The 14,756-nt window shown below is 40.7% G+C and carries 12 protein-coding genes; 4 read left to right on the top strand and 8 right to left on the bottom strand.

Annotation, left to right across the window (positions count from 1 at the left end; genetic code table 11):
* Positions 1-534 precede the first annotated feature (534 nt).
* Both pdxK and GKR48_RS02520 read left to right on the top strand, forming a co-directional pair.
* Complete coding sequence (gene pdxK, locus GKR48_RS02525; RefSeq protein ID WP_036979355.1) at positions 535-1,383, top strand: pyridoxine/pyridoxal/pyridoxamine kinase; 849 nt, start codon at positions 535-537, stop codon at positions 1,381-1,383.
* A 124-nt stretch (positions 1,384-1,507) separates the two neighbouring features.
* Positions 1,508-1,726 (top strand): hypothetical protein, encoded by a 219-nt coding sequence (locus GKR48_RS02520; protein WP_154626750.1) that lies wholly within the window; start codon positions 1,508-1,510, stop codon positions 1,724-1,726.
* Between the two features lie 71 nt (positions 1,727-1,797).
* Here GKR48_RS02520 and zwf read toward each other — a convergent pair whose 3' ends face one another.
* Positions 1,798-3,273, bottom strand: coding sequence for a glucose-6-phosphate dehydrogenase (gene zwf / locus GKR48_RS02515; RefSeq protein WP_154626746.1), 1,476 nt, complete (start codon positions 3,271-3,273; stop codon positions 1,798-1,800).
* A gap of 458 nt (positions 3,274-3,731) precedes the next feature.
* Here zwf and GKR48_RS02510 point away from each other — a divergent pair, with 458 nt between their 5' ends.
* Both GKR48_RS02510 and pyk read left to right on the top strand, forming a co-directional pair.
* Positions 3,732-4,577 (top strand): MurR/RpiR family transcriptional regulator, encoded by an 846-nt coding sequence (locus GKR48_RS02510; protein ID WP_154626743.1) that lies wholly within the window; start codon positions 3,732-3,734, stop codon positions 4,575-4,577.
* Between the two features lie 200 nt (positions 4,578-4,777).
* Positions 4,778-6,220 carry a pyruvate kinase gene (pyk, locus tag GKR48_RS02505; RefSeq protein ID WP_036948247.1) on the top strand — a complete coding sequence of 481 codons (1,443 nt, stop codon included), beginning with the start codon at positions 4,778-4,780 and terminating at the stop codon, positions 6,218-6,220.
* Between the two features lie 61 nt (positions 6,221-6,281).
* Here the strand turns inward: pyk and GKR48_RS18120 are convergent, their stop codons facing one another.
* The 7 genes from GKR48_RS18120 to mepM form a co-directional block, all read right to left on the bottom strand.
* The gene (locus tag GKR48_RS18120) at positions 6,282-7,304 is read right to left on the bottom strand and encodes a fimbrial protein (protein WP_154626741.1); all 1,023 of its coding nucleotides are present in this window, start codon (positions 7,302-7,304) and stop codon (positions 6,282-6,284) included.
* Between the two features lie 8 nt (positions 7,305-7,312).
* Positions 7,313-9,826, bottom strand: coding sequence for a fimbria/pilus outer membrane usher protein (locus GKR48_RS02495; RefSeq protein ID WP_154626738.1), 2,514 nt, complete (start codon positions 9,824-9,826; stop codon positions 7,313-7,315).
* A gap of 3 nt (positions 9,827-9,829) precedes the next feature.
* Positions 9,830-10,627: a fimbrial biogenesis chaperone gene (locus GKR48_RS02490; RefSeq protein WP_154626736.1), complete on the bottom strand. Its 798-nt coding sequence runs from the start codon at positions 10,625-10,627 to the stop codon at positions 9,830-9,832.
* The gene (locus GKR48_RS02485) at positions 10,545-11,066 is read right to left on the bottom strand and encodes a fimbrial protein (protein WP_154626733.1); all 522 of its coding nucleotides are present in this window, start codon (positions 11,064-11,066) and stop codon (positions 10,545-10,547) included. The genes GKR48_RS02490 and GKR48_RS02485 overlap by 83 nt, the downstream gene beginning before the upstream one ends.
* A 186-nt stretch (positions 11,067-11,252) precedes the next feature.
* Positions 11,253-12,110, bottom strand: a complete 858-nt coding sequence (locus tag GKR48_RS02480; protein WP_154626730.1) for a LysR family transcriptional regulator — start codon at positions 12,108-12,110, stop codon at positions 11,253-11,255.
* A 220-nt stretch (positions 12,111-12,330) separates the two neighbouring features.
* Entirely contained in the window at positions 12,331-13,305 is a 975-nt protein-coding gene (gene lpxM / locus GKR48_RS02475) for a lauroyl-Kdo(2)-lipid IV(A) myristoyltransferase (RefSeq protein ID WP_154626728.1), read from the bottom strand.
* Between the two features lie 117 nt (positions 13,306-13,422).
* The gene (gene mepM, locus GKR48_RS02470) at positions 13,423-14,748 is read right to left on the bottom strand and encodes a murein DD-endopeptidase MepM (protein WP_154626725.1); all 1,326 of its coding nucleotides are present in this window, start codon (positions 14,746-14,748) and stop codon (positions 13,423-13,425) included.
* Positions 14,749-14,756 lie beyond the last annotated feature (8 nt).

The following is a 14,756-nucleotide window of genomic DNA, read 5'->3' as shown; positions in this document are numbered from 1 at the left end:
ATTTTATTCAGCGAATTGAATAATCTAGAAGGACGCTATAATGCGCCACACCAGTGATGCTCACTGGAAAGAATAGCGGAAAGGAAAAGCTTGTGTGTTGATCTTCTTTGGGACTTACTGATCTTTATGCTAGTCACGCTAAGCATGATATCTCATTCATTTCATCGGATGGACATCCATCCAAGTTACTCCGAACCCTCATATAATTGTTAATTTCAAGCTATTTCTACCACGCCAAAATTATTAAGTCAATGAATGTAAACGCTTTTTTAATTCTTCATGTTTATGCATAAATATTCATTAATATGCTAAGCAATACAGTGGCAGCGTCTATTTTGCGAATAATTCCGTTATTTTTCTCGCATTTATTTTTAGAGGATCTAAGCAAAAAAATTTTTTATCACCCTTTTTTATGCTGTAACCATCCCATTCAATATGAATTTTTTCGGTTACCATTGACAATCAACGCCAACACGCTTCTTATCGTGTTATCCGTTAGAAAATAGCAATAATGAACACCAATAAGAGAGAGTCATGGATACCTTTACGCTAACGTCAAATAGCTTTCAAAACGCCGCCGATGCCACCCCACTTCCTTATGATGTCGTCTCCATTCAATCACAAGTTGTGTATGGCAGTGTCGGTAATAGCATCGCTGTCCCTGCATTGACCAAACAGGGATTACGCGTTGCTGCGGTTCCCACCGTTATTCTAAGCAACACCCCCCACTATGCTACTTGTTATGGTGGAGAATTACCCGGTGAATGGTTTCGCGGTTATTTACAAGGCTTCGTTGAACGCGGCAGCTTAAACAGCGTTAAAGCCATTTTAACGGGTTATTTAGGTTCACCAGATAAAGCTCACGACCTTGCAAATTGGCTCGCCTCTGTGCGTGAGCAACACCCTAAAATGCCCGTCATTGTCGACCCTGTCATGGGAGATGAAGATAGTGGCTTTTATATTCCTCCAGCGATTGCCGATGTTTATCGTCATGAAGTCATCCCACTCGCGACGGGAATTATCCCGAACAAATTTGAGCTTTCCACACTCAGTGGGCAAGAGATCAATAATCTAGACGATGCCACCCGTGCGGCTCGCTCGTTGCTTAAAGGTCACACTCAGTGGGTCATTATTACAAGCGCTTTCCAACCTGATGATGAAAGTATTGAAGTGGTTTGCGTAACTAAACAGGATGTCGCCGTTATTCGCCATAAACGTTACCCTGTCACTCCAAAAGGCACTGGCGACCTATTCGGCGCTGAGCTTACGGCTCAATTATTAGCCGGTTTATCGGTTCCTGATGCGGCTAAAATGGCGTGTTTACGTATCGAGCAAGGCATCATTCATATGGCTGCGACAGGTCGAAGTGAATTAGTACTGTAATCACGTAATTTTAGGGTTATCTGGATAAATAATATCGGGATAACCCTCTTATTATGAAAGATAAGTTGAATCACAAACGGCATACTTCTATTCCGATTCATGAGTGACTATAAAGGATTAGAAAATGCTATTGAAGTCTATTACCCATCGCCCCATTCCTAAGAATCAGCAAGCTAAAATTTCTCATTTAAAAACAACTTTAGAATTAGATAAATACTGTATGGTTGACATGAAAAACACAACAAACTCATTTACTTTGAATACTGGTGAGAAGCAGTTAAATCTTCGACGAAGTGAAGTTCAATGGCTAGCGATGATTGCTAACATGGAAGGCAAAATATAAACCATGTAGTGATAAAATAATGGCGGGAATTATTCCGCCATTTCTTCAAGATACTTTATATGAGCAAAATATTACTCAAACTCATTCCACGAACGACCATCACGAGCAATCATTGCTACTGAAGCAATTGGCCCCCAAGTTCCCGCTTGGTACGGCTTAGGCGCGTCGTTATCCATTGCCCACGCTTCCATAATGGAATCGACCCACTTCCATGCTTCTTCCACTTCATCACGGCGAACGAACAATGCTTGAATACCGCGCATAGCTTCTAATAATAAACGCTCGTAAGCATCCGCAAGATGCGTTTGGTTGAAGGTTTCAGAGAAGCTCAAGTCCAGTTTAGTGGTCTGTAAACGGTGTTTATGATCCAAGCCTGGCGCCTTGTTCATAATTTCAATATCAATCCCTTCATCTGGCTGTAGACGAATGGTCAATTTGTTTTGTGGTAAATCTTGGTAGCTTTCAGAGAAAATATTCAGTGCCGGCTTTTTAAAATAGACCACAACTTCTGAACATTTTGCAGGTAAGCGCTTACCCGTACGCAGGTAGAATGGGACGCCTGCCCAGCGCCAGTCATCAATATCCACACGTAAAGCCACAAAGGACTCTGTCTGGCTTTGCGTGTTGGCGCCTTCTTCTTCTAAGTAGCCTGGTACTTTCTTACCTTGCACAAAGCCCGCAGTATATTGACCGCGTACCGCTTTCTCACGTACGTTTGTGTGGTCAATGCGACGTAAAGAACGCAGCACTTTCACTTTTTCATCACGAATACGGTCAGTGGTTAAGTCTGCAGGCGGTGACATGGCAATCATCGTTAAAATCTGCAGCAAATGGTTTTGCACCATATCGCGCATCTGACCAGCTTGGTCAAAGTAACCCCAACGACCTTCGATACCGACTTCTTCCGCAACAGTGATCTGCACATGGTCAATGGTGCGATTATCCCAGTTATTAATAAACAGTGAGTTCGCAAAACGCAGTGCCAGTAAGTTTAAAACCGTTTCTTTACCTAGATAGTGGTCAATTCGGTAAACTTGGCTTTCATCGAAATATTTAGCCACTTCGTTGTTAATCTGCTGAGATGAAGCTAAGTCTGTTCCTAATGGTTTTTCCATTACCACGCGATTCGGTTGCTTGTTCAGCCCTGCATGACCCAGTCCCTGACACATTTCACCAAATGTACTTGGTGGCATCGCGAAGTAGTGGATGGCAGGTTGTTCGTCTTGTTTGAGCATATCCGCTAAACGAACGAAGTTATCGGTTTCACTGACATCTAAATTGCAGAAATCTAAGCGGGCGCTTAAACGCTCCCACAGAGCAGGGTCTAGCTCTTCTTTCAAAAAGTCATTTAAGGCTTTTTGCACAAATTCTACATAATCGTTTCGTTCCCATTGGGCACGACCAACGCCGATAATACGAGTATCTGGATGGATATAACCTGCTTTTTCCAGTTGATACAGTGATGGAAGTAACTTGCGACGCGCTAGGTCACCTTTAGTGCCGAAAATAATCAGGTCACAAGCTTGAGCAGCATTATGTACCGCCATGTTGGTTCTCCTCAATCTGCGGAATTTAGAAACTATCTGATTAGAGCCCAGAGAAAACAAGGGAGTAATTCACTCTAATGAGATAGGTTCTGAGTATCGTTTTTATAAAAATACAATCGGTTGCCTGTTAATGTACCCGTTTGCTCCTGCTCAGTAAATATTGATGACGCTGGTCACAGTTTTTATGCTGAAAAATACAGCATACCCAGACATCAATAAAATTTTTTATCACTGAATGCTTCCAGCTTTGTTGGAAAATCACGGTTTATGTAGTGAGTTTACTCAGTTGAAAATTAGATACGGGTCATATTTTCGTAAAAAAGCCTTTAGTTACGCTCAGTGCATAGATAGCTTACAGCCAACACGTAGTATATTTTCAGTCATATCCGGATGTTAATGCCACCATACGCTGATGGCAGAAATATTTCTCCTTTTGCTGAAATAGGCACTTTTGCTATATGAATATTTTAGAACAAATGAAAACTAGCCTCGATTTTTTGAGTAAATCAGAAAAAAAAGTGGCGGAAGTCATTTTAAGTATGCCCCAAAGTGCTATTCATTTAAGTATCGCTGCATTGGCCCAATTGGCGGATGTCAGCGAGCCTACCGTCAACCGATTTTGCCGCAAAATGGAAACCAAAGGGTTTCCTGACTTTAAATTAAAATTAGCGCAAAATCTCGCCAATGGCACGCCTTACGTTAATCGCCATATCGAAGAGACAGACACCGTCAATACCTATACTCACAAGATTTTCGAATCCGCAATGGCCGGGTTAGACAATGTCAAACATACCCTCGATACTCATGCCATTAATCGCGCCGTTGATTTACTGACTCAAGCGCGAAAAATCAGCTTTTTTGGGTTTGGGGCTTCTGCGGCGGTTGCCCACGATGCGATGAATAAATTTTTCCGTTTTAATATTCCAGTCATATACTTTGATGATATTGTCATGCAACGCATGAGCTGCATCAATAGTAGTGAGGGGGATGTGATTGTGTTGATTTCTCACACTGGACGCACAAAAGCCTTAGTCGATATGGCGCAACTCGCGCGCCAGAATGATGCGACGGTCATCGCAATTACCTCTGAAGGTTCTCCTCTCGCCAAAGAAGCCAACTTATCGATTATTATTGATGTCCCTGAAGATACGGATATGTACATGCCAATGGTCTCTAGAATGGCACAGCTTGCCGTCATTGATGTATTAACCACTGGATTTACTTTGCGTAGAGGCGAAAAATTTAGAGATAACTTGAAACGGGTCAAAGAAGCGTTACGCGATTCGCGGTTTGATAATGTCTGAAAGATGGAAATGACAATGTTAAAAGCGGTTTCTTAATTCTACCGGGCTCAAAGAGTTTTTATTCTCCCGATGGCTTTAAGAAATTTGCTGTATATAATAGCTGTGCTCGTGTCAGCACCCCTATTTGCAGTAAATAGGTTTCGAAATGGAGTGAAATGGTTTCACTTATATTTGTACCATTACAGGTCACGGAGTAATACATGTCTAGACGGCTTAGAAGAACTAAAATTGTTACAACCCTTGGTCCAGCAACCGATCGTGATAATAATCTAGAAAAAATTATCAATGCTGGGGCTAACGTTGTTCGCCTTAACTTCTCTCACGGAACTCCTGAAGACCACATGGCGCGCGCAAATAAAGTGCGTGAGATAGCGGCTCGATTAGGGCGTCACGTCGCTATTCTTGGGGATCTACAAGGTCCGAAAATTCGTGTTTCTACTTTTAAAGACGGTAAAGTTTTCCTCAATGTTGGTGATAAATTCACACTGGATGCCTCATTAGGTAAAGGTGAAGGCGACCAGCATAAAGTGGGTATCGACTATAAAGGTCTGCCTGCTGACGTTGTACCTGGCGATATTCTCCTACTGGATGATGGCCGCGTGCAGTTAAAAGTTCGCGAAGTTCAAGGTTTACAAGTTTTCACCGAAGTCACTGTTGGTGGACAACTTTCCAATAACAAAGGCATCAATAAACTCGGTGGTGGCTTATCCGCAGAAGCGCTGACAGAGAAAGACAAAGCCGACATTATTACCGCCGCTAAAATCAATGTGGATTTTTTAGCTGTCTCTTTCCCACGCTCAGGTGAAGATCTGGATTATGCTCGCCGTTTAGCGCGTGATGCAGGCTGCGAATGCCAAATTGTCGCCAAAGTTGAACGTGCTGAAGCAGTTGCGACTGACGACATTATGGACGAAGTGATCCTTGCATCTGACGTTGTGATGGTTGCCCGTGGTGACTTAGGGGTTGAGATTGGTGACCCTGAACTGGTTGCCGTACAGAAGAAATTAATTCGTCGTTCCCGTCAGTTGAACCGCGTGGTGATCACTGCAACTCAAATGATGGAATCGATGATCACCAACCCAATGCCAACTCGTGCAGAAGTGATGGACGTGGCAAACGCCGTCTTAGACGGGACCGATGCAGTGATGCTATCTGCGGAAACTGCCGCAGGACAATACCCAGCGGAAACAGTCGCCGCCATGGCGCAAGTCTGTTTTGGCGCGGAAAAAATGCCAGGTCTAAATATTTCAAAACACCGTTTAGACGCTGAATTCGAAAGTTCAGAAGATGCGATAGCAATGTCAACCATGTACGCCGCCAATCACCTAAAAGGTGTTAAAGCGATCATTGCGATGACTGAATCAGGTCGTACCGCACGTATTATGTCGCGTATTAGCTCTGGCTTGCCAATTTTTGCGATGTCTCGCCATGAAAAAACATTGAACCAATGTTCACTGTATCGTGGTGTCACCCCTGTATTTTGCAGCACGCATACTGATGGTATTGCGGCAGCAAGTGAAGCCATCGCACGCTTACGTGATAATGGCTACTTGATGGTTGGTGATACGGTTATCGTAACTCAAGGTGACCAAATGGGCACCATCGGCAGTACCAATACCTGCCGTATTTTAGTGGTTGAATGATAATCTAGTCGTTCAATTTATCGTTATAGAGGGAGCTTAGGCTCCCTTTTATTTTGTCATCTCAATGATATTGCAGATTGAATTGTAACGTCCCATCTGCCTTTCCCCCACGTGTTTTCTCTGCAGTTTGAATATAGGCCGCTTCTAACGGAATAACGTAGTGTTGCGCTTGATTTAAGCGGGAAACTTGCACCATTTGATTCAGTTTAATGGGTTTTCCTTTGTGTTTAATTTGAATGCCAAAGCCTTTCGCCGTTTCTTGATGATTCGGATTATTGAGTGCAATCGTTCCACCTAGCCCACTCGCGTCAGCCATTCCCATAAAACGGATCTTTATTGGTGAAGATTCATCGCACTCAAGCTCAATTTTAAATCGTTTACGGCTATTCGAAACTGTCATACCCACCCCATTGGCGCCTGACTTTTCCACTTGACCAAAGGCGACATTGATCACTCGATTTTTAACTTCACAGCCATTAGCAATCACATTAATCGGTGACAACCAAATTTTTGGTTCAACATTTCCAAACGTATCTTGAGTAATAAACTTATCATTAAATACAATCAACATCGCGGCACTGGTGGACTGTAATAATTGAGAATTCACTTGAGGGCGGATTTTATAGAATGCGGCCTTCAAAGTAACACTGTAATTGCCCCTTGATTCGCTACTTGGGCACAGTAAACGATTCGCCGGATTTCCATCGCGATTATTTTTACCATTCACATATCCCCTCGCTGAACACGGGCTATTAACTGAACCGTGCAATGCAAAGCCGATACCTGATAGACCAATTTCCTTAATGGCACCGACCCCAGCTATCTGATAATGATCATCAAATATACCCGGTAAATTAATCCCCACTCGCGTTGTCCCTGATTCATTCCACCACACCCATGGCGTATAGGTTCCCAGCTCTATCGTTGCAATATGCGTGTTGACGGGCGCACTTTTAGGGACATACAGCGTTTGAGATATCGGTACCGTGTAAGATGAAAATTCTGCTCGGTAGTCTGCGAGAAGTCTTGGTGAGAACAGCAACATAATGGCGTAGATAGCGCTGGAGATAGCAAACTGTTTCATAAGCCCCCTTATTGGCAAACTCCATCAATAAATTGAATATTTTGATTGCTCAAATCAATCTGAAGAGGCAATTGACACTGCTGTGTATGCGCATCTCCCCATTTAACTTGAACAACACTCTGTGCAGGAACACCACTCAAATAGACTTCTCCGTCATTCGCTACAATGCCCGTTGAAACAATATGCTGCTGTTCGAGAATATTAACTTGAGTACCAAATCCGAGTAACTGGCTATTTTTCTTCAGTTTTAATACCACTCGCCCACCACGCTTCGCTTTGAGATCCACCAAAACAATTGCACCGCTTGTGGGAACAACAGTTGCTGAATTCAATTCCACATCATCATTACCCTTTAACGTCGAGGTATCTACGCTCACTTTATTGCGCTCATAGCGCGTTAACATCGGGATCACCGCATACCCTTGCCCATTGGTATGCAGTGAAGGCACGTTATTCACTTTCAAATTATCAATATCTTGCGCTTTAACCAGTCCAATGGCATCGGAAAACGCCCGTGAAGCAGTCACTCCATCTTGATGAAATAACAGCGATCCAGTCGCCGCAGCATGAATAGTTTGATATTCGGGGGCATAATCCCAACCAGCGCCAAATTCACCGTGAGAGGTTAAATAATTACCACGAATACCATGGCTGAATTGTCGATTTTTATGATGATATTGTTGAGTGATATCGTATTGTAATTGATTGGCATTGAAGGCTGAGCCATTCAAGCTAACTGTACTTATTCCGCCGGCATTGCGGCTCGTGTTGTGGCTATAAACACCCCAGTACGCATTTTCTTTCCAACGAAATGGCATACTGCAATTAAAGGAAAACAACCTATCCACCCTATGGGGATTATTTTGTTCAGAATGGGAATAGGAAAAACTGTAATTAATAGATTTATACTGAGAGCTAAAACTGACTGTAAGGTTATTATCTGAGCCTGACTGCCCCCAGTACTTTTGCTGATATCCATTAATGTTTAAAGATCCCCATTTCCCTAACGCTTGGCTCAAAGCAATCTGTAACCGTTGTTTTTTTGATATTCGGTCAATGCTTATGGCTTGAAAAAAGGCATGGTTTATATCTGGCTCTAAAGCGTATTGAGCTGATAAATTCAGTCCCGTCGCTGTATTTTGAATATATTTGGTATATTGAAAACGGTAGGTTTGATCCGTCATTTTTGCATATTGCTGCCATTGTGCTTGCGAGTATTTCATATCCAGTGAAATCCCCCCGAAATAACCTAAACTCACTCCAGTTCCTAAAACATAAACTTGTTCATCTTCTGAGATAAGCGCACCACCTAATAACGACACATTGCCATAATTTGCTAAATTGATTGGCAGACCATAGATCCCAGAGAATTGAATAAAATAAGGTTTTTGCGTCCCTTTATCTTCTCGATATTTTCCAAGTTCAATGCTGTATTTTAATGAACCTTCCCTTTGCATGATGGGAGCATTAGAAAAAGGTTGGGTAAATGTTCTTATTGAACCATTTGCTTCGGCGACCATAACCTGTAAATCGCCACTGAACGACGTTGGATAAAGGTCATTCAATATAAATTCCCCAGCAGGTACCGACGTTTGATAAATAATCTGGCTATTTTGGCGAACAGTGACCACCGCATTAGTATTTGCAACACCATTAACGACAGGAGCAAATCCACGGCGACTTTGCGGTAACATGCTTTCTTCCGACATTAGCTTGATACCGCGATATTGAAAAGCATCCATGATCCCGTTATCAGACGCTGTTTCTCCAATAATTAAATGACTTTTAAAATCACGAATATCCCGCTCTAAGAAGGTTTGCAAACTATGCAAAATAATCTTTTCATTCGTGTCATTGTAATAACTATGATTACGTAGCCGCCAAGCTCCCCAATTGATTCCATTTCGTAAACCTACATAAATATTTTGTTGATTGTTCGAGCTTCCCCAAGCTCGGTTAAACCGCGCTGAATAGTTAATAAACATCCCGTTGATCCCATCGTCCCATTCGGCAGCATCAATATAGCCTCGGCTCGTCATTTCCATTGCAATTTGAGGAATACTAATATCCAATCGGCTTGAAAAAAAATCATGATGAATGTCACTACCATCAATTGAGTGTTTAATATCTAAAATTTCATCGGCTGAGGAAATTTTGTTTTCTGGTAATAACATTGAAGGTTTGACACCCCAACTTATTAACTGTTCTTTATTTATCTTGGGTTTTAGTTTTTTTTCTTCATCATCATAAATAAACTCAATCAACTCATCCGCAACTTTACTTCCATTAACATAAATATTGACCTGATAACGACCAGGAAGTTGCCCTTCCATTTTAGATAGGTAATTTAATAATGAAGGGTCAGATAACTGATTTCCAATCCCTGTATTAACTGCATTGATATCAAATAGTTCACTTGCGCAGAGGATTGATGGAAACCCAATTGATGAAAGAAATGTAATCTTAATAAAAATGATTTTCTTACTGTACAACCAGTTTTTGATTAAATGGTGTGTTTCCATACACTAGCTCTTGGTTATTTTCTTTTCCACAATAGCACCATAGTCATTGATAAATTCGACAGTAACTACATGCCCCTTATCCATTCTTCTTTTTAAAATATAATTATCTACCCATGGGTAGACCATTTTCGTTCCTTTGATACTCTCACCATTAATTAAAATATTTTTAATTGATAAATGATATGGTGTTTTATTATTAATTTTTATTCCATCATTCTCTTTTGTTAAAATTATATTTTCAAAATTCAATGGTTCAATATCGTTTGAACGTAGAAAAAGCTTAAACTGAGAATTAATAATAATCTGCAGCTCATTTTCAATACTCTCATCCTTAGGAGGGATTGATTTTATATTTAATAAAAATATTTTCTCTTGATTAGATGAAAGTGACTGACCTAAATACGCAATTCTTGCTGCTCCATAACTGTTTGGCTCAACACGAAATAAAGCTGGTGTTGCAATAAATGGCGCTTTAATATCTTCATTAAATCCTGTTACCCAACTTTGGATTAGAAAAGGCTTTTTTTCATTACTATTAAAGATTGGAATTGAAATTTCTCGTTTATTATCCATATAAACAAAACGAGTTCCTCCTACGCTGATCCCAGAAGCAGATGCTAAAGAAATAAAACAGAAAAAAAATAAAACAGCTGAATAAATTATTTTCATATGAGAGCCAACATAAAATAAGTATGGGTGACAAACGTCACCCAGCATATTATTGATATTGAATACTATAAATTGCGCTGCTATTCGCTTGCCCCGCCGTTGCTGCACCTGTAGCTTTAAATGCTGCAACATACTCCAACTCTGCCGAATTTCCTGCTAAAGCAACCTCTTTGCTATCTTCGTACAATTTAATCTGAGAAGTTGCATTTTTTTCATACAGGGCGATACCCACGTTTTTTGCTGTTCCAGCACCATGATGTAACGCCAGAATATCTTGGTCAACCGCATCACGGTTTCCAGCGAAATTAACCGTGACTTTGGTATCTTCAGGGCAATCCACAAGTTTAATTGTGAAATTCGTTAACCCAGCCATTTCTCCAGCGGAAGATAAACTTTTGGTGGATACTCGACCAAGATCAACATTTAAGTTACGTGATTGGCTATCTACGGTACAAGCTTGCTCCGTTATTTCTCCCGTAAAATTAATCACACCAGAAGCAAGCACTGTCGGTGCCATCGTGATAGCCAAACTCACTCCCAATAAATTTAGAGCTTTATTTAGAATATGCATAATATTTCCTATAAATAGAATGTATGTTTTTAAATTTATCTTTCGAAAACGAAATATAATCTATATTTTTTGTTCGACAGAAATATAGCATCACCATTCAATTAAGTTAATGAATGGTTATATTGAATTTTTTTAATCTAAATCAAAAATACTTATATGCTTTATAGAATAAATTTAAAACTAAAATCAATTAGTTTCATAACCATTAAATAGGTAATTTATGATTATATCATTTATTATGGGGCTCTTATTTCTATACATATAGAATTGGTATCTAAAATTAAAAATATCATTCTCAACTTCTTTTAGGATATTCTCCTCTATCAATTCATGAATAATATCCCTTGGAAAACAAGAGTAACCGACTGAATTCCTAGTTAATTTAATCGCTGTTTCAGTATTTGTGACCTTAACGGTTTGGTGACTTCGTATCTTATCTTGAAAAGTAGTAGACAACACAATATGCGGTGTTTTTTCCAGTTTATGTCTGATCTTATCTTTGGTACATCGCTGCAAATAATGATTAGGTTCTGTAACAAGAACCGCATCAACTTCTCCCAAAAAGATGGGATTTAATGAACTTACATAATGATGAGATATCAATAAATCAAAATCTTTAGATGACAAGATATCTTCCCGATTGAGTAGTGTTTTAGTTAATTCAACATCATAATCTTTTCTACTTTTTATTAGACTTCCAATTTTATTTAATAGGTCATCACTGTTATATAAAGAATCTATTATTATCTTTATTTTATTGTTTATTTTTTTATTTATTAATTTCGCGGCTATTTCTAATGCAATCGCTTTATTGGTCACTTCCCGCGATAATGCTAACAGCGATTCACCTTGTTCTGTTAATACTGCTCGACGTTTTTCCACTACAAAAATTTCAATATCTAATATTTGTTCTAGTTTACTAATGGTATAACTAATCGAAGATTGTGTTTTATGTAATACTTCAGCCGCTTGCGCGAACCCACCATAATCGACCACAGCTTGCAAAGTTATCCACTGGTCTAATGTTGTTTTCGTTTTATCCATAATGTCTCCAGCCCATTATCTTCCCTTACTTTTATCTCGAGAAAAATATAACAATGTATTTAGAATATCACTCCTCAGCCTTGGACTTTTAGCATTATTTTAAAGTCACCTTTTAAATTAAATTTATTCTCGAATGATATATATCATAAATATTTAGCCCCTAAAAAAACAAAAGCCACGGAGATTATTACCGTGGCTTTTATGATACTGGAAAAGATATCTAGCGATATAAATCCTTTCGTTGATAGGGTTCTATTTCGCCTTCCTTGCGCGTTTTCAAGAGCTTAAGGATCCACGTATATTGCTCTGGATTAGGTTCAACTAAAAACTCTAACTCCTCATTCATTCGACGCGCAATATAGTTATCATCTTGCCCATCAATATCATCCATTGGTTCACGAATATAGATATGTAATTGATGATTAACGTGATCGTACACCGGAAATAAAGGAACAATTTTCGCTTTACACACTTTCATCAATCGACCGATAGCGGGTAAGGTCGCTTTATATGTGCCAAAGAAATCAACAAACTCACTGTGCTCTTCCCCATGATCTTGATCTGGTAGATAAAAGCCCCAGTAACCTTGTCTGACCGATGCAATAAAAGGTTTAATTCCTGCTTCACGAGAATGAAGTCGCCCACCAAAATGGTAACGCGCCTTGTTCCACAAATAATCTGCGACGGGATTTTTCTGGTGATGGAACATAGCAGCCATATTCTGCCCCATCGCAGCTAATAGCATGGCTGGCGCATCTACTGCCCAGCCGTGAGGAACCATAAAAATCACATTGCTTTGCTGTTCCTGCAGTTGCTCAATAATCTGTTTGTTATGCCACTGCGTACGCGCTAATGTACGCTCTGCGCCACGAACACACAACTCCGCCAACATAACAAAAGATTGCGGCGCGGTTTCAAACATGCGATCAACCAATACCTCTCTTTGCTGTTCAGTCATGTCAGGAAAACAATAGAGCAAGTTAATTTTTGCACGACGACGAGCGCTTTTTGCCAAACGACCAACCCACTTTCCTATTTTAGCTAACATGGGATCACGGACTTTGACAGGAATGTACGCAAGCGCAACAAACACAGCCGCTCCCATCCAAACGCCCCAATATTTAGGTAATAAATAGGATTTATGAAACGTTGGCACATAGCCCTTTTTGCTGTCGGTATCTTGTTCTTTATTCATGTTATACCCAAGAAATCACGGCTATTTTGATAACCAAAAATGAATGTGTAAGAGCATTACAAAAATAACTGGCAGACACAAGTATCTGCCAGTTATTGGATGAATAAACTGAAATGGTTATTTCAATTTAAGCTGAGGTTTAGTCTCTTTGACCAGCTCTAAGTACTCTTTACGTTCTTTACCTGTTAAACCACCTGAGCTTGGTAATTTCGCAGTCAGTGGGTTAACGGCTTGCTGGTTAACCCACATTTCGAAATGGAGATGTGGTCCTGTAGAACGTCCAGTATTACCTGATAATGCAATGCGGTCACCACGCTTCACTTTCTGCCCTGGTTTCACCAGCAATTGACGTAAATGCATATAACGCGTGGTGTATTGGCGACCATGGCGAATAGCAATAAAGTTTCCTGCTGCGCCGCTGTATTTCGCTACAATCACTTCGCCATCACCAACCGCTAATACTGGCGTGCCCACTGGCATTGAGAAGTCGACCCCTTTATGTGGTGCTACACGGCCAGTTACAGGATTAACGCGACGTGGGTTGAAGTGCGATGAAACTCTGAACTGCTTAACCGTTGGGAAACGCAAGAAACCGCGTTCTAAACCATTACCTTCACTGTCATAATAGCGACCATCTTCAGCACGGAAAGCGTAGTAATTTTTACCGCCAGACTGTAAACGCACACCAACTAGTTGACTCTGTTCATGAGTCCCATTGAGCATCTCGCGGCCCATTAAAACGGTAAACTTATCGCCTTTTTTCAGCTTGCTAAAGTCCACCTGCCACTGTAATGCTTTGGTAACTTCACGGCCTTCTGTACGAGTCAAACCCGCTTTCTTTGTGCTTTGAGCAAACGTTCCGTCGATAGAACCGCTCATCACGCTGTTTGTCCAATCGCCTTTACGGATCTCTTTCACTTCTTCAAATTTGTTGGTTGCCCCAACACGTTTGAAGATACGCGTTTCACGGCGAGAAACATCCCATGTTAAGGACTCTAATTCGCCGTCCGTATTCAATGTCCAGCTAAGGGTTTGACCGATTTTTAAATTACGTAATGATTTATGTTGGTTTGAAAGTGTCGCAACATCACCAGCTTCAATACCAAACTGGGTCAAAATAGACGATAAATTATCGCCACTTGAGACAACATATTCATGTGCGAGCGGTGTACCATCCGCATCTGACGCATCGGTGTCGCTATCTGCAACACCTTCATCGGGTAACTGTTCGCTACTATCTTGAATTAAATCATCACCTTCTGCCTCAATCGCAGATTGAGAAAAAGGAATGACGGTATCAGGAGAACTGTCACTTTCATACGTGGTAGGGATATGTACAGGCCGCCAAATCGCGACGGCCATGGTAGCGACAGTGAGCGTGCTCAACACAATTTTATGGGTCTTGGACAAGCCGTTAAATGCTTGCACAATACCACTTGCCATTTGCTGCA

Source organism: Providencia sp. wls1943 (assembly GCF_009706275.1).
In the GTDB taxonomy this organism is placed as follows: domain Bacteria; phylum Pseudomonadota; class Gammaproteobacteria; order Enterobacterales; family Enterobacteriaceae; genus Providencia; species Providencia zhijiangensis.
This window is presented reverse-complemented; position numbering and strand designations above follow the sequence as displayed.